The sequence below is a fragment of the Paraburkholderia sp. Clong3 genome (assembly GCF_050436485.1).
Taxonomy (GTDB): Bacteria; Pseudomonadota; Gammaproteobacteria; order Burkholderiales; family Burkholderiaceae; genus Paraburkholderia; species Paraburkholderia tuberum.
The window spans coordinates 1,228,208-1,249,323 of sequence record NZ_JBNDMH010000003.1; the positions used below are offsets into that span (position 1 = coordinate 1,228,208).

Below are 21,116 nucleotides of genomic sequence, written 5' to 3' on the forward strand. Positions count from 1 at the left end.
GCATCGCAGTGGATGCGGAAATTTGCCGCTTTATACTTGCGCGGATATCAATAGGGAAACGGTATGCGGCGCGTGATTGTCCGGCAGTCTTCAGTTCATGGCAGGGGTGTTTTCGCGATGCGCGCCCTCGAGGCAGGCGAGCGCGTGCTCGAGTACAAGGGCGAAGTTACACGCTGGCGCGAGGCCGTGCGTCGTCACCGGCGGGAAGGCGTCGCTGGACATACGTTCCTCTTTGGGCTGTCCGATGGACGCGTGATTGACGGCAGCCGTGGCGGCAATAGCGGGCGATGGCTGAACCATGCGTGTGCCCCCAGCTGCGAGACCATCGAAGACGGCAGTCGCATCTTCATCCACACGCTGCGGCCGATCGACGTCGGCGAAGAACTGTTTATTGAATATCTGCTGGCGACTGACGATCCGCTCGATGAAGAGGTTCGCGCGCAGTACGCGTGCCGGTGCGCCGCATTGGATTGTCGTCAGTCGATGCTGACGGACGCGGCGTGAACTGGGTGTCGAAGGTAGTCAGTAAACAGCGAGGTTCTGGAAAGCGGCCACGCAACGAAGCCGTAGAACGCAACAATTCTGTCAACCCGGAATTGCGGTGCCAGCAGGATCTGAGCAAGACGGCGGACGGTTCAAGGATCAGTCTAGTCTTGCAGAGGCTTGATTTGCGTAAGGAGACTTTAGTGGCCGAAATACAGCCATTGAAATAAGAAAACTTATCTTGATAGCTTCGTTTTGCGATATTTTTTTCGCAAACGCATCTTCACGGATTGGTGTGCCGACACCCTTGTGAGGGATGGCGCGGTATCCGTATCGACGGTAACTTCCTTACTCCGCCCGACGCCAGGATGGGACCGGGCGTGGACACCATTTCGCCGTCGACGCGGCGCGAGTCCAGGCAGCAATCTCCGGTACCCAACGCCGTTCGGTCCGCTTGTGGTAAAACAGCGCGAGAAGGCGCCGGTCTGCGGCGCACAGATGCAATCAGGAGCCGAGGTTGAGAAGGAAGTCAGGGAACAGCTCGCACGTCATCGCGGTCCGCGTCGAGGCGGCGATCGAACAGCGATTGAGACTGCTGGCGGACATCACAGGGCGCAGCCAGTCGTTTTTCCTCAAGCAGTTGATCGAGAAGGGCATCGACGCGATGGAAGACGCGTGGCTGCCGCAGGCAGTGGTTGCCGAGCTTCGCAGTGGCGCACTGCCGGCGCGGCAGCGTGGCACTACCCTGGATCTGTTCGGGGATTCCATTTGCGAGCAGTGAGCAGGGCCGCACAGCGTTTCCGTGAGTGACGGGCGGCGATAGGGCGCAACTCGCCGACGTCGCACAGATAAATGGATTTTGCGTCGTCACCGGCGCGAAGGCGTCGAGGGACATACCTTTCTCCTCGGGCTTTCCGACGGGTCCGTGATCGATGGGAGCCGCGGATGCAATAGTGCGGGGTGGCTGAACCACGCCTGCGCGCCGATCTGCGAAAGTTTCAGGGTGAAGAAGAGGGTTTCTCATGGGCGCAAGAGCTTGAGATCCAGGTTCCATCTCGCCTTCGGCACGAGTTGTTACGAGGCGCTGAGACACTTCGACCGGATCACGGCGGGTGTTTCGCCTCTAGACAAGCGACGACACCACCACCCGAAGCGCACTCTGGACGTACAAAAGTGTGCACGGCAGCGCCGAGAAATACTCCGATTGCGAAAGACCCATCGCCACTTCGATCGACTGCTTTCGGACCAGTCGTCACACCTGCCGTCGTGCGGTCTAACCCTCGGCAAGTTGACAATTGCGGCTCGAATCAGCTTTTCTAAGCCGGGTGACGCGACAGGCCGCCTTCGACTGACCGTCACCGCCGGTCTCGCGGAAATTTTTTTATCGCGCTCAGTGCCGGATTTACGCATCGCTTACCTACGCCATGGCGCGGGCAAGCGCCCGCCGTTTTGCAAGGGTCTCGTAAAGAGCGCGTACGCCGAATCGCCAGGGCGCGATTTCGGTTGACGACTGCACGGTGTTGACAAGTGCGCCGAGCTCCGGCGTTGCAATCGTCACCTTGTCCCCGAGGTGATGCGTGAAGCCGCTGCCCGGAGCATGCCGGTCTTCAATTGGAGAGAACATCGTGCCGAGGAACAGCATGAAGCCGTCTGGATACTGGTGATGCGGCCCGGCAGTCTGGGCCACAAGTTCCTCTGGGTCACGGCTGATCTCGCGCATGTGGCTCACGCCTTCGAGAATAAATCCGTCGTCCGCGCCTTCTATCCTGAGCGACACGCTGGCCGCCCGCACCGAGTCCATGGTGAAGCGTTCATCGAACAACCGGATAAAAGGACCGATCGCGCATGAGCCGTTGTTGTCTTTCGCTTTGCCGAGCAGCAACGCACTGCGGCCCTCGATGTCGCGGAGGTTGACGTCGTTGCCGAGGGTTGCGCCGACGATCGTTCCGCGGCTGTTTACCGCCAGCACAATTTCTGGCTCGGGATTGTTCCAGCGGGAGGCCGGGTGCAGCCCAACGTCCGCGCCGTGGCCGACCGCCGACATCGGTTGAGACTTGGTGAACACCTCTGCGTCCGGCCCAATGCCGACCTCCATATATTGCGACCATGTGCCGCGCCGTTCCAGTTCCCGCTTCAGACAGTCGGCAACTGCCGTGCCGGGGCGAATCCTGGAGAGATCAGTGCCGATCAGTTGCGCGATCGTCGCCCGGACCGTGCCGGCTTGAGTCGCGTCGCCGTTAGCCTGTTCTTCAATGACCCGTTCGAGCAGGCTCGCGGCAAAGGTCACGCCGCATGCCTTGATGGCCTGAAGATCGCACGGCGCCAGCAATGCGCGGCCGATGTTCTCGACGGGACCAAGCGCCTCGCCCTCGACGTGATGCACAAACTTGACGAGGTCCACGTGCTCGAACAGATCGGAGGTCGTCGGCGCCGACGCCGTGATGTCGAAGGCCTGACCGGCACGAACAACGACGACCGACGGCCCGTCTATCGGCGCGTTTCGCCAGATGCGTCCGACCAGCAGGGCATCGGATAGGTCAGTAGGTACAAAATGCGGAAGATCGTTCGATATCATGGACGGCCTGGCTAGCGAGAGTTGGGAACCGCGAGGGAGACACGCTTCAAGCGAGCGATTCGCGTCGCGTGTCGGCCGGCCGAAGCCTGCCTGGCAGCATCACGCGACTCAGTGCTTCCGCGAAGAAGAAATCGCCGAACATCGTCGCGCCATCGACGCCTTCATTGTGCGGCTTCGAATAGCAGGAATTCCTCAAAAGTCCCCGCTGCGCAGGTTCGTAGGCAAACTCGTCACGACATAGAGCTTCGAGCATCGCGAGTCCGTGTTCGCGCCAGCGAACCGCATCAGCAGGGTCGGGATGCAGACGGCCCATCTCGATCAGCGCTGACGCCATCACCGCTGCTGCGGCAGTGTCCTTGATTTCCGCGTCCGCGCCAGTGGCGTCGAAATCCCACGGTGGCACAGGACGTCCATCGAGCCGGCGCAGATAGTACGCCGCTAGCCGCCCGGCAAGGTCTAGCCAGTTGCGCTTGCCGGTCTCACGCGCCGTGTTCACGTAGCCATAGACGGCCCACGCCTGGCCCCGGCTCCACGCCGATTCGTCGAATGCGCCTTGAAACGTGTAGCCGCGCTGACGCGCACCGGTTGTCACGTCGTACTCCACCGCGTGATAAGTCGAACCGTCGGGGCGGATAAACGCCTTGGCGGTCATGACGGAGTGCGCTTCGGCGGCGAGGCGATAACTGCCGTCCCCGGAATGGTTCGCCGCCCAGTAAAGCAACGATAGATTAGCCATCGTGTCGATAGCCGAGGCGCTGCGTCCGCGCGGATCGTCAAGCGGACCCCAGGAAGCGAGATAGGCGCCGCTGCGCGTGGTGACAAGACGCGCGCGCAGTTTGTCCGCGGCTTCCATCGCAATTTGCGCGTACCACGAGTCGCGGGTGATTTCGTAGCCGGGGACGGCGCTGCTGTCGAAGATAAAGCCGATGTCGTGCGTGTTAGGATCCTGCGCGCGCTGCGCGACGAGACGCATGCGCTCGCGGGCCCACGAGAGGTATTTGTCGTTGCCGGTGTGCAAATACGACGTCAGCAAAAGTCCGACCCAGAACCCACAAAACCAATTGCCGTGGCTCCACGCTGAACCGCTGTAGCCTGCGGACAGCGACGCCGGAAGCCGGACCCACTTTCCGTCGGGCGCTGTGATCTGGGGGAATTCGACGCCGAGCGTCGGCTCGTCCTCTGCAACTTTGGTCGCAATGCGATCGAGGATATCGGTGAAGAGGGCGGACCGGTCAGAGGACAGTCCTTGGTCTTGGTACGAAGCATTCACGGCTTTGTCTCCTGATGACTTTCGCGTTTCCCGAGTGACGGGGGCACGCAAATTCTAGGAGCGCGGCGGTTCCAGCGGTTAGGACGAAGCGCGGCTTATATTGGACTTTCCTACGTCGCACCCGGACGCCTATCGTCCCACTGCTTCAAATGCTCAGTTTCTCCAGGCTGCGGCGGAAGTCGATTGGCGAGCGGCCCGTGTGCTTGCGGAAACATCGGCTGAAGTAGGCCGGGTCGTCGAAGGCAAGCTGTGTTGCGATCTCCGCCACATTGACCTCCGAATGCAGCAACAGACGCTTCGCTTCCAGCATCACGCGTTCACGAATCAGCTTGGCCGCTGTGCTGCCGAGCGCCTGGCGCGTTGCATCGTTCAACGCGCGTTCCGTGACGTTCAGCAGGCATGCGTAGCGAGCGACGTCGTGGATTGTGGCGAAATGTTTTTCCAGCAGGCTTTTGAAGCGTCGCGACAACAGCACGCTACGCGACGAATTGACCTCGGTGACGGCGTCGCCGCCCAGGCGCGCGGACTTGATTAGCAGAACCCGCAGATATGACCAGATCACGTCCTCGTAGCCTGCCTCTTCACCCTGATATTCCGCATTGATTCCATCCAGCACGCGATGAAGGTCCTGAGCTTGTGCGTCGCTCATATAAACCGTGTTAGGAATTCGCTCGAAATCGTAGACGGGAATCTCGGTCTGCGAATGGCGGTTCTGCACCTTGAACGCGAAAAATTCGGACGAGAAACTGATCGCGTGCCCGACGGTGTCTTCGGACAACGCGAAATCGTGGATCTGGCCCGGGGCCATGAAAAAAAGCGTATTGGGCCGCACCTCGTAGCGAATCGAGTCGATGATGTGGTGGCCGCTGCCCAACTCGACCCAGACGATGTGATAGAACTCGTGCCGATGAGGATACGGCAACGTCGATTTCATATCTTCGAGAGGCGCGAGATGAAAATCGATCGACTTGATTCGCGACCCATACTCATAGTGGGCGATCTTGAAGACCGGCAACTCACATCCACAACCGCTAGGCATTTGATTTGTCTCCTGCATCCAGCGCACTTATCTGGCTCGCTCAGCCAGCTCACTCCCTGGCTAAGTCAAGCGTGCTGTTTCTCCTTCGCCGATTCGGCATCGAACGTGGCGTAATTGTAATTAGCAAAGCGGCGTGACGGCTGTTGTCGAAAACCCGCACGGGTTTGGCCTCGCCTGCTAATTGTCAGCTCATTGGAAACGCAATTCCTTCAGCGCCGACAGGCCGGTCAGCACCGTCTTGCCGTCCTGATTGCGAATCATCGTGTCCATCACGAGGATGCGCTTGGCGGGTTTTTTCTCGACTACGGTCACATGGATTTTGATCGTATCGTCGATGAAGACGGGTCCGAGAAAGCGCAACTCCTGCCCAACGTAGACGAAGCCGGGACCGGTCAACCCGGTATGCGTCGTCGACACCAATGCCGCGGTCAGCAGGCCGTGCGCCACGCGCTGGCCGAATGGCGTGCGTGCCGCGAAGTGCCGATCCATGTGCAACGGATTCAGGTCGCCCGACAGATGGCCGAAAGCGTTCACGTCACTTTCCGCGATCGTACGCACGAGGATCTGGCAGCGGCCAATCTGGATATCGTCAAAGCGCAGCATCTCGTGGCACCGATTCGGATAAGTGTTCATGCGGTTCTCCGCTCGGTCAGCGCCGCGCCGGCTTCGACCAGCGTATTGATTTCGTGCGGCTCGTAGCCGAGTTCGGCGAGCACCTCGCGGGTGTGCTCGCCTTGCCGCGGCGGCTGACGGGTGAGCGGTGGTGCTGCGCCGTCGTATCGAACCGGATGCGCGAGCAAACGAACCGGCCCGGCCTGCGGATGGTCGACCTCCATGATGATGCGGTTGTGCGCCACTTGCGGGTCGGCCTCGACCTGATCGTAGTCGTTCACGGGCGCGTACCAGATGTCGTGCTCGTCGAAGGTCGTTATCCAGTCGGCCGTCGTGCGCGTGGTCAGCGCGTCGTACACGATACGGTTCAATTCGTCGCGGCGGCGCACATTGTCCTTTGGGTGCGAAAACGCGGCCAGCATGGGTTGAGACAAGGCCGCCGCCAGCTTCTCGGTCGGCGTGAGCGAAACGGCGATCCAGCCGTCGAGAGTCCGGTAAATCCCGTAGGGCGCCGGATGGAACCGGCTGCCGGTCGGCGGGTTCGTGCGCGGCCAGAGTGGTCCCTTGTTCAGGTAGTAGGTGAACGGCTCGATCTGAAGATCGAGCGCCGCGTTGAGCAGGTTGCTTTCGACCAGCGTGCCTTTGCCGGTGCGTTCACGCGCCTGCAAGGCCGCGACCACGCCGAAGGCTGCCAACGCCGCCGCGTGCTGGTCGACGATCGCGGATCCGACTGGCGTGGGCGGGGAATCGGCCTCGCCGGAGAGCATCGTCATGCCACTGATGGCCTGCAGCAGCAGGTCCTGCCCTGGCCGCTTGAGATACGGTCCCGATGACCCGTAGCCGGTGCACGAACAGTACACGAGCCGCGGGTTGATCTCGCGGACATCGTCGTAACCGAAGCCCATGCGCTGCAGGACGCCTGGCCGGTAGTTTTCGATCAGGACATCGGCTTCCTTGATCAGCCGCCAGACGATCTCTCGCGCGCGCTCGTCGCGCAGATCCAGCGAGATGCTGCGCTGATTGCGGTTGCCGAGCAGAAAAAACATGCTCACACCTTCGACATATGCATCGAAGCCGGTCCAACTGCGCTCGAACGCGCCGCCCGGCGGTTCGATCTTGATCACGTCCGCGCCGACGTCGGCCAACATCTGCACGGCGGCGGGGCCCTGCAAGAAGTGAGTAAAACTTAACACCTTGATGCCTTCCAGCATGACTTGTCTCCCGACCGCGTGTCCGTATCTGTTTGACTGAGGGCTCAGGCAAGCAGGTTTCGCGAAATGATCATTCTTTGAATCTCCGAGGTCCCCTCGACGATCTCCAACACCTTGGCGTCGCCGAATGCGCGCGACACCGGGTACTCGCTCATCACGCCGTAACCGCCATGTATCTGCAACGCCTGATGAGCCGCCTCCATCGCGCGCTCGGTGGCGAAGAGCTTGGCCATCGACGCTGGCTGATCGAAGCGAACGCCCGCATCTTTCAGCGCGGCGGCATCGTAGAGCATCAGCCGCGCGGCGTGCGCGTGGGCCGCCATGTCAGCGATCTTGAACTGCAGCGCCTGGAATTCGGCGATCGGCTTGCCGAATGCGCGCCGCTCTTTCATGTACGCGATCGACCGATCCAGTGAACCCTGCAGGATGCCTAGCGCGAGCGCGCCGATCAGGATTCGGCCCGTGCTGATCTGGGCGAGCGTCTGTCGCAAGCCCGCACCGCGTTCGCCGAGCAGGTTGGCGGTCGGGATCGTGCAGCGCTCGAAGAACAACTCGTAGGTGCTCGATGCGCGCCAGCCGATCTTGCGCAGTTTGCGTCCGTAGCTGAAACCGGGGGTGCCGTTGGGCACGATGAAGTTAGAAATTTCCTTGCGGCCGTCGGGGCGCGTTCCCGTTACCGCGGCGATGACGACCGGCCCGGTCACTTCCGTGCCGGAATTGCTAATGAAGGTCTTCGATCCATCGATGACGTATTGGTCGCCTTCCAGCGTCGCACGCGTCGCGATGTTAGCCGCGTCGGAGCCCGCGTTGGGCTCCGATAATCCGATCGCGCCGACCTTGCGGCCGTCGAGGATAGGGCGCAAATAACGATCCCTTTGCTCATCGGTGCCGTAGTTGGAAAGCAGGCTTGCGGCCGTCGAATTGGCCATTAGAGAGTTGGCGATTGCGCAATCTACCCGTGCGAGTTCCTCTAACACGATCACATAGGAAAGCCATTCGCCACCGCCGCCACCCCAACTCTCCGGATAAGGCAGGCCGGCGAAGCCGAGCTGGCCGGCACGCTTCCAGATGTCGTAAGGAAAGGCTTCCGCTTCCCAAAGCTCTTCCGAGACAGGAGCGATTTCGTTTTCCGCGAAACGGCGCACGGCGTCGCGTATCGCGGTGTGTTGTTCGTTTAACCAATGCGGCATGTTCGACTCTGTGAAAAAGCGGTAGATGGGTTGAAGGCGGGGCGCTGTGTTACAGCACCTTCAGATAGGTATCGCCAGATGCGACCACCGTGCCGTCCTGGCGCGTGACCTCTGCTCCGAACACGCATATGTTGCGATCGTCGTCTTTCTCGCGCAGCGTGAGCCGGGCAGTGACGGTGTCGCCGATAAATACCGGCGCGTTGAACGTGATGTCGTAGCGGTAAGAAACCGCACCGGGGCTCGGCGCCTTTTGCGCCATATGGCCCATCACAGTCGATAAGAAGCCGACCGACAGACATCCTTGCGCGATGCGCTTCTCGAAGCGCGTGGTTTTGGCGAATTCCTCGTTCAAATGCACGGCATAGAAATCGCCGACGATCCCGGCGAAGCCGTAGATATCGAATTCAGTTACGGTCTTGGCGAAATCGGCGGTGTCGCCGACCGCGTAACAATCCATGTGCGGGCGTTTGGCCATGGTGGTTCTGAAGGTGAGTGTCGGTTGTGGAGCCGGCCTGTTCCTTGTTGATTGGGGCCGGCGGGCGTGACTCAAATTTAATGAGTGCGGGTTGCTGACCGTTAGGACGGTTTGGGCGAATGCTTGGACTTTTTTGACTGCACGCACGCAGTGATTGCAGTCTTCGGCCGATCCGCAAGCGGCCTGCGGATTGACTCCGGTCAGTCATTAGTCAATATCGCCAAGGGTTTTCCTCGTGTGCGCTGGATAAGTCGCCACACAGTTTGTGAGGCGCTTGCTACCGAGGACGCCGTAAAAAAGTACAAGAAATCGGGCGACCGGTCCTAACGCCCGTTGCGTGCACTCACGAATACTTGAAGCGCCTGCAGACGGATCGACCTGACGCGGCGCGAAAATTACATTCCAGTACGGAAGGAGACGAAATGAAATCATTCTTTAACGCGCGCCGCGCAGGACGCGCCATGATGGTAGGTACGCTGCTCGCAGCAGGCGTCGTTGTCGCCAGCGTTGCCCGTGCCGACGACCCGATCGTCATGAAGCTGGGGCATACCCTCGCTCCCGACAACCACTATCAGCTGACTGCCCAGGTGTTCGCGAAGGAGGTCGCGCAGCGAACCCACGGCAAGGTCAAGATCGAGATCTTCCCGCAGTCACAGCTCGGCGGCGAAGTGCAGATGGCGCAAGCGCTGCGCACCGGCACGCAGGAGCTCATGATTTCCGCACAGGCGCCGATTGGAAACACGATCAAGCAGTGGCAGATCTTCGATACGCCTTATCTCTTTAACAGCATCGACGACGCCAACCGGGTTCTGCAAGGACCGGTCGGCCGCAAGTTCCTCGACATGATGCCGGCGGTCAATATGATCGGCCTGACGTGGCTGTCGGTGGGCGAACGCAATTTGTTCACGGCTAGAAAGCCCGTTGCTTCGCTCGGTGACATGAAGGATATGAAAGTGCGAGTGATGCAGAGCAGCGGCTATATCGCGGGATATAAGGCACTGGGCGCAAACCCGACGCCGCTGCCTTATAACCAGTTATTTCTGGCGCTTTCGCAAGGCCTGGTCGACGGCGGCGATACGTCACCGGAGCAGTTCATCCAGGACAAATTTTCCGATGTCGCCAAGCATTACTACCTGACCCACGTGAACTACTTGCCCGTGGTGCTGGCAATGAGCAAAAGCGCCTGGACGCGTCTTTCGCCTGACGAACAGAAGGCGTTTCAGGCCGCCGCCGCCGTCGCCGCGGATTACGACATGAAGGAATACAAGCACGAGTACGACGACGCGCTCGCAACGATGAAGAAGAATGGCACCCAGGTGACCGAGATAAACACGGCGCCGTGGGCGGCCGCGACCGAAAGGGCGCGCCAGGGCCTGCTCAGCGACATTCCCGATGGCCAGGCGCTTTACCAGGAAATCAAGGCGGCCGACAAGTCCGCTGTCGCTTCGAAATGAAGGGAGAGTGCGATGGAAAAGCTTGCCCGTAATCTCCTGTTTATCGACGACCTGGTCCTGAAGATCACGCTGTTCCTCTGCGGTGGACTGCTTCTCATGATGGTGCTCGTCGCTGGCCTCGGGGTGGTCTTTCGCTTCATCCTGCACAACTCGCTGTCGTGGTCCGACGAGCTCGCGGCTTATCTGTTCGTGTGGCTCACGTGCCTCGGTGCGGCGGCAGGAGCCAAGCTGCGGGTGCATCCGGAGGTGCGGGTACTGGCCGACCGTTGTCCGCCCGCCTTCGCGCAGACACTGGCGGACCTTACCGACTGCGTAGTCCTCGCGCTCGGCGTGGTGTTCGTTATGTACGGTGGCGACATGCTGGAACTGATGGGCACCGAAACCGCGACCTCTCTGCCGATCTCGATGGTGTACCCGTACCTCTCGATTCCCGTCGGCGGCGCGTTGCTGGTCTTTCATTCCGCGGTGCGAATCGCGGTTTCCCATCTCGCGCCCGGCGCGCAAACGAGGCCCTCTCTGTTGCAGGGCGTCTCCGAACATATCTGAGGTGAATCAACATGTGGGCACTCGCTCTAGGGGCCGGGTTTCTCGGCTTGGGTGTACCGGTGGCCATTTGCATCGGCATTGCGGCGACGATTGCATTGACGCTGAATGGAACCCCGCTGCTGGTGATTCCGCAGCAGCTGTTTTCGAACCTGAATAACGTCAGCCTGCTGGCTATCCCGTTCTTCATGTTGACAGGCGCCATCATGGATGCGGGCGGCGTCTCGCGCCGCATCATCGACTTTTCGCAGGCGCTTGTCGGCTTTATGCGCGGCGGCATCGGGCAGGTGACGATCGTCGCAAGCATGTTCTTCGCCGACCTCTCCGGCTCGGCGACTGCTGACACCGCAGCGATCGGCTCGGTCATGATTCCCGGGATGGTCAAGCAGGGATATTCACGCGCGTTCGCAGTGGCGCTGCAGTCGGCAGCGGGCTCACTCGGACTGCTTTCGCCCGTGTCGATGAGCATGCTGGTGTACGCCTACACCGCCAACGTTTCGGTCGGAACGATGTTCGTCGCGGGGATCGTGCCGATGCTGCTGGTGGTCGTTTCCTTCATGCTCGTGAACTATGTGACTGCCGTGCGCCAGAACTATACGGCGGTCGAAGCGTTCTCCGCCAGGCGGCTGTGGACCACGTTCAGACAGGCGATCTGGGCATTGCTGACTCCCGTGATCATTCTGGGCGGCATCCTCGGCGGCGTCTTCACGCCGGTTGAAGCAGGCGTCGTCGCGGCGCTCTACGTGACGCTGGTGAGCGTCTTCATCTTCAAGTCGCTCAAGCTGTCGCAATTCAGGGAAATACTCACGCGCACGGCCATCAATACCACGCGGGTATCGTTTCTTCTCGGGCTCGCGTTCGTGCTCGGCCGCTATCTGATTGAGGCGCAGATCCCGTTGCACGTCGCCAACAGCTTCCTGGCCGTGACGACCAGCGCGTTCGTGTTGCTGATCCTGATCAATCTCTTCCTTCTCGTAGCCCATACGGTACTGGAAACGATCTCGAGTATCGCGGTGGTGATCCCTGTGTTCCTGCCGCTCGTCGTGCAGATGCATATCGACCCGGTGGTGTTCGGCGTCATCGTGCTGGTCAACTCGGCCATCGGCATCAACCTGCCACCGATCGGTTTTTGCCTTTTTACGGCTGCGTCGATCGGCGGTGTGTCCGTCGAAAAAGCGACTCGGGCGATCCTGCCGTTCATCTTCGCGCTGGCGGTCGACCTGCTGTTGATCATTGTCTTCCCGCATATCCCACGCTTCCTGCCGAACCTGCTGGCAATCAAATAACACGAGGACGATGGGCCGCCGGCTGCACGCCATTGGCCCAATCTCCACGATCCCGTATGCGTCGACCGTTCGCACGCGCAAGGCGATCGAATTACCGAGAGGCTCATCATGAACACGGCTCACATCGACCGAAGCGGCGCGGCGCCGATCCCGCTAGCCGCATGGGAGGACCTGCAGTACCTGAAGCTGGAACAACCACTTGAGTTCGTCTGGGCGATCACGTTGAATCATCACGATAAGCGCAATGCGCTGTGCGTGCCGCTGCTGGCGGAACTGGCACGCGTCCTCGCGGCAGCCGAAGTCAGCGACGACGTCAGGGCTGTCGTGCTCACCGGCGGCGAACGTTTCTTCAGCGCGGGGGCGGATATTGCCGACATGGCGGCACGCGGGGTCGCAGCGTACGCGGACCCGGTGCGCCTCGCGAGCTGGAAGGCGATTGAAACGTTTCCGAAGCCGCTGATCGCGGCGGTCAACGGCTTCGCCATCGGGGGGGGCCACGAGTTGGTGATGCTGGCCGATATCGTCGTCGCGGCGGACGACGCGACCTTCTCGCAGCGAGAGATCATCATCGGCGCGCTACCGGGCGATGGCGCCACCCAGCGCCTGCCGCGGGTGCTCGGCAAGACACTGGCGATGAAACTCGTGCTTACCGGCGAACCGCTGACGGCAGCCGAGGCCGAGCGCCACGGACTGGTGACCGAGGTCGTCGTACCGGCACGCAGCATCGCGCGCGCTATCGAGATCGCGTCGCTGATCGCCGCCCGCGCGCCGCTTGCGGTCCGACTGGCCAAGCGCGCGGTGCTCGATTCATTCGAGACCGACCTTCAACGAGGCCTGGAGCGGGAGCATCAGGCGAATCTCGACGTGTTCAAGACCGAGGATCGCGCCGAAGGCCACCGCGCATTCGTCGAGAAGCGGCCGCCGCACTTCAAGGGTCGCTGATCACTGGTGCGTCGCACATGCGCCTTTCGACGGCGATGAGCAACGCTTACCTCTAGTTTTGACGGGCGTCGACCCAGGTATCCACGCCGCGGTCGCTCGAACGTTCAGGGTTAGCGCGGAGTTCAGCAGGGCCTTGGTCCACCTCGCCAGATAGCCGGACTCACCACGTAACGGAGATTGCATGAACGGGCTGAACGGTATCCGCATTCTCAGCTTCAATCATTTTCTGATGGGGCCTTTGGGCGTGCAGCACCTCGCCGATTGCGGGGCCGAAGTCATATCGGTCGAACCTGTCGACGGCGCATTTCAGCGCAAATGGGGCGGCGCGAACCGCGCCATCGATGGACAGACGATGCTGCTTCTGATGGGTAATCGCAATAAACGCAGTCTGGCGCTCAATCTCAAGGACGCGCGGGCGATCGATATCGTCATGAGATTGCTGCCACAAGTCGACGTCGTCGCCGAAAACTACCGTCCCGGTGTGATGGAACAGCTGGGATTGGGTTATGAGGCACTCAGGACAGTCAAGCCGGACATCATCTATGCGTCGGGCTCGGGATTCGGTCCGGACGGCCCCTATGCCAGCCGGCCAGGGCAGGACCTGATCATTCAAGCCATGTCGGGTATCGCGACAATCACCGGAACCCGGCAGGACGGTCCGCGCGCGGTGGGCGTGTCCGTCGTGGATCATCACGGCGCTGCGCTCTATGCGAACGGCATCCTGACAGCACTGCTCAACCGTGAGCGTACGGGCGAGGGTTGCCGGGTCGACGTTAGCTTGCTGGCGGCTGCGCTCGATCTGCAACAGGAGTCTCTCACGTGCTTCCTGAACGGCGACGGCCATGACGACGTGCGACAGGCAGGGCGTGTATCAGGTTGGTACTTCCCCGCACCGTACGGCATATACGCAACTGCGGACGGTTTCATCGCATTGTCGCTGAGTCCTCTCGACATCATCTATCAGATCCTCGAGATCCCGGAAAAGGAACGGATTCCCGCGAAGCGCGCATTCGACGAGCAGCAGGAAATCTCCGACCGGCTTGCGCGCCGGCTTGCGCAGGACACGACGGCGCACTGGTTGCCACTATTCGAACGGCATCATGTCTGGCACGCGCGCGTCAACGATTATGCGCAGGTGGTCGCCGATCCGCAGGTGCGCCACTTGAAGAGCTTCGAGACAGTCGAAGGTGCAACCGGCAGCCGCGTGACGCTCGTCAATCACCCGGTGCGCTATAACGGCAGCGCGCCGGCTATCCGCACGCCGCCGCCACGATTGGGCGCGCACACGATCGAGATCATGTCAGGGTTGGGAATGAACCGACCGATGATCGACTCGCTGCTGGCGGACGGCGTAATCGGCGTTGCCGAGGACGCCGCGGCTGTTGCCGAGGACGAGGCAAAAGGCGGAGTTGCGTGAGGCGAGGGTGAAGCCGTCCATGCGGCGAGCGTGCCGCACGTGTCGATGGAAACAGGAGAAGCAGGCATGAGTGACAGATACAGGGAAGTCATTACGGATGTGCTGGTCGTTGGCAGCGGCGGCGCTGCGCTGCGGGCTGCGCTCGAGGCAGATTCCAGCGGCGCTGACGTGCTGATCGTGATCAAAGGCCAATTTCGCAAAAGCGGCGCGACGTTTCATAGCGTAGCTGAAGTAGGCGCCTTCAATGTGCCGGACGGAGCAGGGGATCCCAGCGATAATCCTGATGTTTTTCTCGCCGATATCCTGCATGCCGCTCAAGGCATGGGCGACCCGCGCTTGAGCGCGATTCTCGCGAACGAAGCGCAGGACTCCCTGCGGTACCTCGAACAGTACGGCGTAAAGTTTGAGCGCGAGGACGACCATTACCTGGTTTTTCGCGCATGCTTTTCTTCCAGGGCGCGCTCGCATGTGATTCACGAGCACTTCAAACCAATCGTGAAATCGCTGGGGACCGAAGCGTCCCGGCGAGGCATCAAGGTCATGGACCGGTTGATGCTCGTCGACCTGCTATCGCAGGACGGCGAATGTCTGGGCGCATACGCGATCGATTCGGATGGAAACCCGGTGCTGATCCGTGCCAAGTCGACTATTCTTACCACCGGCGGTGCAAGTCAGCTGTTCGCCCAAAACCTGTATCCATCGGACATTACCGGCGACGGCTATGCAATGGCTTATCGCGCGGGCGCGCGACTGGTCAACATGGAGTTCATGCAGGCCGGGGTGAGCGTGCTGACGCCTTTCGTCAACTTGTTCGGCAACTACCTGTGGGACGCGCACCCGAATCTTACCGACCGCGATGGCAGGGCGTTCGTCCCTGACTATCTGCCGGCGGGGCTCGCTCAGGCTGATGTCATTAGGCAAAAAGAGCGGCACTTTCCGTTCAGCTCGAGCGACATCTCACGCTACGTCGAAATTTCGATTCAGAAGGCACTCAACGATGGCCGCGGCACGGCTGAAGGAGGCGTATTTCTCGACTTCGCCGGGTGCGATCTCGAATCGATACTGGCCGACAAGAGCCGAAGCATCGCAAGGATGTGGCCGCTAACCTGCCAATGGTATAAGGAGCACGGCGTCGACCTTTATCGGGACCGAGTGCAGATCACCTGTTCCGCGCATGCGATCAACGGCGGTTTATATATCGACGAAAACGCTGAGTCCAATCTGAAGGGTCTGTTCGCTGCGGGTGAGGTGGCAGCGGGTCCACATGGCGCCGACCGTCTCGGCGGCAATATGGCTTTGACGTGCCAGGTCTTCGGCCGCCGGGCGGGCCTCGGCGCGGCCGAACGCGCGAAAAAGATGACGCACAGCGCGACTACCGGGGCCGTGGACGACCACTGCACGGTCGCCACGCAATTCCGCCGAAAGGGCAGGCACACGCTGGACGAACTGAAAGCACGGATTCAGCAGTGTGCAAACCGGTATTTGCTGATCGTGCGCGAGGAAGCCGGACTTCAGACTTTCAGGCGGGTCTGCAGGGAGACGCGAGACCAGTTGTTTCAGGACACGGTGATCGGCACGCCGGCTGAACTCATGCGGGGCATCGAATTGGCGAACCTGATCCAGGTTGGTGAATTGATGGCTTCGGCATCGCTGGCCAGGCGTGAGAGTCGCGGCGGTCACTACCGCGAAGACTTTCCCGAGCGCAGCGCGGAGTTCGCCTGCAACATATTCCTCGAGCGGAACGTGCCTGAAGGTCTGTGGTTAGGGCGGCTGGCGGATCTGTCGTCGTGAGTCGGTAGCGAGCTAATCACCTTGCGCCGTTCGATCAGAGAGCCAGCAACCCCGCGCAGCCGAATGTATTCCACAATGGTATAGATCAAGCGTTATTTTTCATTATAAAGGCATGTCGATCGCCGCTAGTATGCAGACTCCTGGCTGCGCCCCGACGCGTGAACCCGACAGGCGCAAGGCGTCCAGACGCCGCCTCGCCGCCCTGGGCCAATACGGAAGGGCCGAACCGACCATTCATTGATGCGCTGCCTGCGTCGAAGGCGAGGCGAGCGTACGAGGAGGAGACTCGATCGTGAAAATGACCTTCCGCTGGTATGGCGACGCAGACCCCGTGCCGCTCGCTTATATCCGCCAGATCCCCGGCATGGTCGGGATCGTCTCGGCGATCTATGACGTGCCTGTGGGCGAGGTGTGGCCGATCGACAGGATCCTGTCGCTGAAGGAGAAGATAGAGGCTCACGGGCTGACGCTGGAAGTGATCGAAAGCGTGCCGGTGCACGAGGACATCAAGCTCGGCAAGCCGACGCGCGACAGGCTCATCGCCAGCTACGGCCAGACACTGCGTAACCTCGGCGCCTGCGGCGTAAAGGTGGTCTGCTACAACTTCATGCCGGTTTTCGACTGGACCCGCACCTCGCTGGAAATGCACCTGCCCGATGGATCGACGACGCTCGCGTTCGACACGCGAGCGATCCGCGAGCTCGACGTCAGCCAGGGTACCCAGCTGCCCGGCTGGGACGCGAGCTATCGGCCCGAGCAGTTGAGAGCCCTGCTGCGCGACTACGAAGCGCTTGACGAGGCCGGTCTCTGGGCCCATCTCGACTACTTCCTGCGCGCGATCATTCCGGTGGCCAAAGAAGCCGGCATCAAGATGGCGATCCACCCCGACGATCCACCACGGCCGATTTTTGGGCTGCCGCGCATCGTAAAGAATCGCGCGGACCTGCGGCGCGTGCTGGCTATCGTCGACGATCCCGCCAACGGCCTGACACTGTGTTCCGGGTCGCTGGGCGCGGACCTGCAGAACGATATTCCGGCACTGGTGCGCGAGTTCGGCGCGCGTGGCCGGATTCATTTCGCGCACCTGCGTAACGTGCAAACCAATGCCGCGGGCGATTTTCATGAGACCTCGCATCGTTCGGCCGACGGCTCGCTCGACATGGCGGAAATCGTCAAAGCCTATTTCGAAACCGGCTTTGAAGGCTATGCAAGGCCGGACCATGGGCGAATGATCTGGGGCGAAACGGGCCGCGCCGGCTATGGGCTGTTCGACCGCGCGCTGGGTGCGGTCTATCTGAACGGCATCTGGGAAGGCCTCGCCAAACATCCGGCCGATCATGCGGCTGAGTAATGCCGTCGTGGCTTCGCTCGCGCCGCGCGCCGCTGGCGAAGTCGTCGTTCCCGCCTACGATCGCACGAGCCTTGCACCGGGCATCGTCCATCTGGGCCTCGGGGCGTTTCATCGCGCGCACCAGGCCGTGTACACCGAGCACACATTGAGCGCTGGCGATCACCGCTGGGGCATCGTCGGCGTTTCGTTGCGGCGTGCGGACACGTCGGAGGCGCTCACTCCGCAGGACCATCTGTATACCGTGAATGTGCGAAACGGCGATGCGGATTCGTTCCAGGTGGTCGGTGCACTGATCGCTTCGCTGGTCGCGCCGCAGTCGCCCGCCGCCGTGCTCGATGCGATGACCGATCCGCGCTGCCATATCGTCAGCCTCACGATCACCGAGAAAGGCTATTGCCGCAATCCGGCCAGCGGCGCGTTGCAGTTCGATCATCCCGACATTGCTCATGATTTGCGCGAGGCTGCCGCGCCGCGTAGCGCGATCGGCTTCGTCGTGCGCGCGCTGGCGCTGCGCCGCGCGGGCGGTTTTCGCCCGTTTACCGTGCTGCCGTGCGACAACCTGCCGTCCAACGGCGACACGATGCGCGAGTTGACGCTGGCGTTCGCGCGCGAAGCGGATCCTGCGCTGGCCGACTGGATCGAGGGAGAGGGCGCGTTTCCCAACACGATGGTGGATCGGATCGTGCCGCTCACCACCGACGCCGATCGCAGGCGCGTAGCGAAGCAACTCGGTGCCGACGATGCGTGGCCGGTGATGACCGAGCCGTCTTCGCAATGGGTGATCGAGGACCGCTTCGCAGGACCGCGGCCGGCGTGGGAGCGCGCAGGCGCGACGCTCGTGGGTGACGCGCGTCCCTATGAGCAGGCCAAATTGCGGATGCTGAACGGCGCGCATTCGGCGCTCGCGTACCTCGGGTCGCTGATCGGCTACGACACCGTCGATCAGGCGATCGCGGCGCCGGCCGTGTCGAATTTTGTCGAAAGCATGTTGCGGGACGAGGTCGAGCCGACGTTATCGCGACCTGCTTTGGCCACCTATCGCGCTGAACTGTTCACGCGTTTTCGCAACGCCGCGCTCGATCACCGCTTGCAACAGATCGCGATCGACGGCTCGCAGAAACTGCCGCAGCGCTGGCTGGAAAGCGTGCGCGCCAACCTGAAAAGCGGCGCGCCGACCGAACGTCTCGCGTTTGCGTTGGCCGGCTGGATCGCGTACCTCAGCGGACAGGACGAGACAGGCCGCACCTACGCCATCGCGGACCCGCTGGCGGACACACTGGCCGAAGCGGTCCGCTCGACCTTGCACGCGGATGCCATCGATGCGGTACAAACACTGTTCGAAATCGAGTCGATTTTCGGATGTGATCTGCGCGCACTGCCGCGCTTCGTCGCGCAGGTCGGACGCCATCTGGCGGCGATTCGCGCACACGGCGTCGTCAAAGCCATGGACGCTTGTACCGCTTCACGGCCATGCACGTAGCCACAGCGACCGCCACGTTCTGCAGAGTAGCAGCCCTAAATACTGGAGGAAGACATGAGCGAGCTGCTCGTCAGACCGTCAAAGCATGCCGAGGACGGCCAGATCATCCATATCACGCCGGCGAGCGCCGGCTGGAAATACGTCGGCTTCGATGTTTTCGACCTGAAGGTCGGCGCCACGGTCACGCAGGATACAGGCAATCGCGAAGTCGTGATCGTGCTCGTCAAGGGGCACGCGATGGTCGGTTGCGAAGGGCTCGCGAGCCGCGCGATCGGCGCACGGATGACGCCGTTCGATGGCGCGCCGTGGTCCATGTATGTGCCGCCGCATACGCGCTACACGATCGTGGCGACGGACGACGTCGAACTCGGAATCTGCTCCGCGCCCGCGAAAGGCGGTCTGCCGCCGCGCTTCATTGCACCTGACGAGGTCAGGCAGGAAACCCGCGGCGCTGGCGCCAACCTGCGTCACGTGCGCCACATCCTGCCGGAAACCGAGCCGGCGGAGAGCTTGCTGGTGGTGGAATCGGTGACGCCCGCGGGCAACTGGTCGAGCTACCCGCCGCATCGGCACGATACCGACGATGGCGAGCAGCAGACCTATCTCGAGGAAACCTATTACTACCGCGTCTCGCCGCCGCAGGGCTTCGCGTTTCAGCGCGTCTATACCGACGACCGCAGTCTCGACGAAACGCTTGCGGCGTACGACAAGCATGTCGTGCTGGTGCCGCGCGGCTATCACCCGGTTGCCGCCGCGCACGGCTACGACCTCTACTACTTGAATGTGATGGCCGGTCCGCGCCGCGCCTGGCACGTACATAACGAGCCGGCTCATGAATGGTTACTACAACCCGGCGCAAGGGTCGCGGTGGACGGCGCGCGCTGAGTCCCGTTGCGGTAAGTCAATCGCTGTCGGCGTCGGGGCCTTGGGTGTCGAATCCGGCGGCCTCGCGCAGCGCTTGCAGCATCGCCCGCGCGCCCGGCGAGAGCCTGTCGCCGCGCCGTGTGACGATGCCCGCCGGTCCGAGCTTCAGATCGAGTTCGAACGGTAGCGGTTCGAGCGCGCCGGCAATGCAATACGGCCGCACCGGCTCGCGCGCAAGCGGCGCGATCATATCGCTCATTTGCAGCAGACTCGTGATGACAGGCAGCGATGAGCTCTCGACCACATCCGTCGGCAACGCGAGTTGCCGTTCGAGAAAAAGTTGCGTGAACTGATTGCGCATCACGTTGCCTTTCGGCGGCAAGATCCACGTTTGCGGCGCCAGTTCGTTCCAGCTCAGAGTCTTGCACTTGACGAGCGGATGGCCAACGCGTGCGAACAGCGCGTGCTGTGCTTCTGCGAGCGGGGCGTAGTGCAGTTCCGCCAGATCGTCCGGATTGCGGATTCGCGCGACGATCATATCCAGCTTGCCTTCCTGCAGACGCTGCACCAGCACCTCGCTGAACTCCATCTCGATGTTGATGCGAATCTGCGGAAAGCGCTTCTTGAGTAGCGCCACGGCTTGCGGCACGAGGTTGGTGGCCGCCGTGACCTCGGTGCCGATCATCGCCTGCCCGGTCAGGCCGGCTTTGAGCGCGGACACTTCGTCGTACGCGTGCCGCAACTCCTCCAGCACGCTGCGCGCATGGCGGACCAGCACCTCGCCGTACCAGGTGGGCTCGACACCGCGCGGATGCCGTTCGAACAATGGCACACCCATCGTCTCTTCCAGTTCCCGCAGCAACTTGGTCGCCCCGGGTTGGGTCATGTGCGCGGCGTCCGCCGCGCGCAATACCGAGCGATGGGTGTCGAGGTGAACGATCAGGGCCAATTGGCGCGTCTTCAGGCGCGTGGGGTCGAAGCGGCCCGTCGCGATGGCCCCCGCGCCGTTGTCCGGATGAATTGCCGAGGTCACGATGTTGCCTCCATGTATTCCGTATCGATATAGGTTTTGCGTTATTTTTCATTATAAAAGCATATCGATCGATTCTACTATGCAGAGGACGGCCTGCATT

19 protein-coding genes are annotated in these 21,116 nt (G+C 61.6%); 11 read left to right on the forward strand and 8 right to left on the reverse strand.

What is annotated here, in order from left to right:
• Positions 1-63: 63 nt before the first annotated feature.
• Together OKW30_RS29000 and OKW30_RS29005 are read left to right on the forward strand one after the other, a co-directional pair.
• Complete coding sequence (locus OKW30_RS29000) at positions 64-504, forward strand: SET domain-containing protein (RefSeq protein WP_429348298.1); 441 nt, start codon at positions 64-66, stop codon at positions 502-504.
• A gap of 496 nt (positions 505-1,000) precedes the next feature.
• On the forward strand, positions 1,001-1,264 hold the full coding sequence (locus tag OKW30_RS29005; protein WP_187631444.1) for a hypothetical protein: 264 nt from the start codon (positions 1,001-1,003) through the stop codon (positions 1,262-1,264).
• Positions 1,265-1,900: 636 nt separating this feature from the next.
• On the opposite strand, the gene OKW30_RS29010 is transcribed toward OKW30_RS29005, so the two are convergent.
• The 7 genes from OKW30_RS29010 to OKW30_RS29040 all read right to left on the reverse strand — a co-directional run bounded on the left by OKW30_RS29010 (position 1,901) and on the right by OKW30_RS29040 (position 9,002).
• Positions 1,901-3,058, reverse strand: a complete 1,158-nt coding sequence (locus OKW30_RS29010) for a fumarylacetoacetate hydrolase family protein (RefSeq protein WP_429348299.1) — start codon at positions 3,056-3,058, stop codon at positions 1,901-1,903.
• 46 nt (positions 3,059-3,104) lie between these two features.
• The gene (locus tag OKW30_RS29015; protein WP_429348300.1) at positions 3,105-4,328 is read right to left on the reverse strand and encodes a glycoside hydrolase family 88 protein; all 1,224 of its coding nucleotides are present in this window, start codon (positions 4,326-4,328) and stop codon (positions 3,105-3,107) included.
• A 145-nt stretch (positions 4,329-4,473) separates the two neighbouring features.
• On the reverse strand, positions 4,474-5,367 hold the full coding sequence (locus OKW30_RS29020) for a helix-turn-helix domain-containing protein (protein ID WP_187631447.1): 894 nt from the start codon (positions 5,365-5,367) through the stop codon (positions 4,474-4,476).
• A 189-nt stretch (positions 5,368-5,556) separates the two neighbouring features.
• On the reverse strand, positions 5,557-6,000 hold the full coding sequence (locus tag OKW30_RS29025; protein WP_429348301.1) for a MaoC family dehydratase: 444 nt from the start codon (positions 5,998-6,000) through the stop codon (positions 5,557-5,559).
• Positions 5,997-7,190, reverse strand: coding sequence for a CaiB/BaiF CoA transferase family protein (locus OKW30_RS29030; protein ID WP_429348302.1), 1,194 nt, complete (start codon positions 7,188-7,190; stop codon positions 5,997-5,999). The genes OKW30_RS29025 and OKW30_RS29030 overlap by 4 nt, the downstream gene beginning before the upstream one ends.
• A 44-nt stretch (positions 7,191-7,234) precedes the next feature.
• On the reverse strand, positions 7,235-8,380 hold the full coding sequence (locus tag OKW30_RS29035) for an acyl-CoA dehydrogenase family protein (RefSeq protein ID WP_429348303.1): 1,146 nt from the start codon (positions 8,378-8,380) through the stop codon (positions 7,235-7,237).
• Between the two features lie 49 nt (positions 8,381-8,429).
• Positions 8,430-9,002, reverse strand: coding sequence for a MaoC family dehydratase (locus OKW30_RS29040; protein ID WP_429348304.1), 573 nt, complete (start codon positions 9,000-9,002; stop codon positions 8,430-8,432).
• Positions 9,003-9,208: 206 nt separating this feature from the next.
• Between OKW30_RS29040 and OKW30_RS29045 the strand changes: the two genes are divergently transcribed.
• The 9 genes from OKW30_RS29045 (at position 9,209) to iolB (ending at position 20,004) form a co-directional block, all read left to right on the forward strand.
• The gene (locus OKW30_RS29045; RefSeq protein WP_429348305.1) at positions 9,209-10,309 is read left to right on the forward strand and encodes a TRAP transporter substrate-binding protein; all 1,101 of its coding nucleotides are present in this window, start codon (positions 9,209-9,211) and stop codon (positions 10,307-10,309) included.
• 12 nt (positions 10,310-10,321) lie between these two features.
• Positions 10,322-10,855 (forward strand): TRAP transporter small permease, encoded by a 534-nt coding sequence (locus OKW30_RS29050; protein ID WP_429348306.1) that lies wholly within the window; start codon positions 10,322-10,324, stop codon positions 10,853-10,855.
• A gap of 11 nt (positions 10,856-10,866) precedes the next feature.
• Entirely contained in the window at positions 10,867-12,138 is a 1,272-nt protein-coding gene (locus tag OKW30_RS29055; protein WP_187631453.1) for a TRAP transporter large permease, read from the forward strand.
• Between the two features lie 108 nt (positions 12,139-12,246).
• On the forward strand, positions 12,247-13,080 hold the full coding sequence (locus OKW30_RS29060; protein ID WP_429289756.1) for an enoyl-CoA hydratase-related protein: 834 nt from the start codon (positions 12,247-12,249) through the stop codon (positions 13,078-13,080).
• A gap of 181 nt (positions 13,081-13,261) precedes the next feature.
• The gene (locus OKW30_RS29065; RefSeq protein WP_429348307.1) at positions 13,262-14,497 is read left to right on the forward strand and encodes a CaiB/BaiF CoA transferase family protein; all 1,236 of its coding nucleotides are present in this window, start codon (positions 13,262-13,264) and stop codon (positions 14,495-14,497) included.
• Positions 14,498-14,563: 66 nt separating this feature from the next.
• On the forward strand, positions 14,564-16,288 hold the full coding sequence (locus OKW30_RS29070; RefSeq protein WP_429348308.1) for an FAD-binding protein: 1,725 nt from the start codon (positions 14,564-14,566) through the stop codon (positions 16,286-16,288).
• A 292-nt stretch (positions 16,289-16,580) separates the two neighbouring features.
• Entirely contained in the window at positions 16,581-17,639 is a 1,059-nt protein-coding gene (gene uxuA, locus OKW30_RS29075; RefSeq protein ID WP_429348309.1) for a mannonate dehydratase, read from the forward strand.
• Positions 17,626-19,119 carry a mannitol dehydrogenase family protein gene (locus tag OKW30_RS29080; protein WP_429348310.1) on the forward strand — a complete coding sequence of 498 codons (1,494 nt, stop codon included), beginning with the start codon at positions 17,626-17,628 and terminating at the stop codon, positions 19,117-19,119. The genes uxuA and OKW30_RS29080 overlap by 14 nt, the downstream gene beginning before the upstream one ends.
• Positions 19,120-19,173: 54 nt before the next feature.
• Complete coding sequence (iolB, locus tag OKW30_RS29085) at positions 19,174-20,004, forward strand: 5-deoxy-glucuronate isomerase (RefSeq protein ID WP_429348311.1); 831 nt, start codon at positions 19,174-19,176, stop codon at positions 20,002-20,004.
• A 16-nt stretch (positions 20,005-20,020) separates the two neighbouring features.
• Here the strand turns inward: iolB and OKW30_RS29090 are convergent, their stop codons facing one another.
• Positions 20,021-21,016 (reverse strand): LysR substrate-binding domain-containing protein, encoded by a 996-nt coding sequence (locus OKW30_RS29090; protein WP_429348312.1) that lies wholly within the window; start codon positions 21,014-21,016, stop codon positions 20,021-20,023.
• Positions 21,017-21,116: the final 100 nt, after the last annotated feature.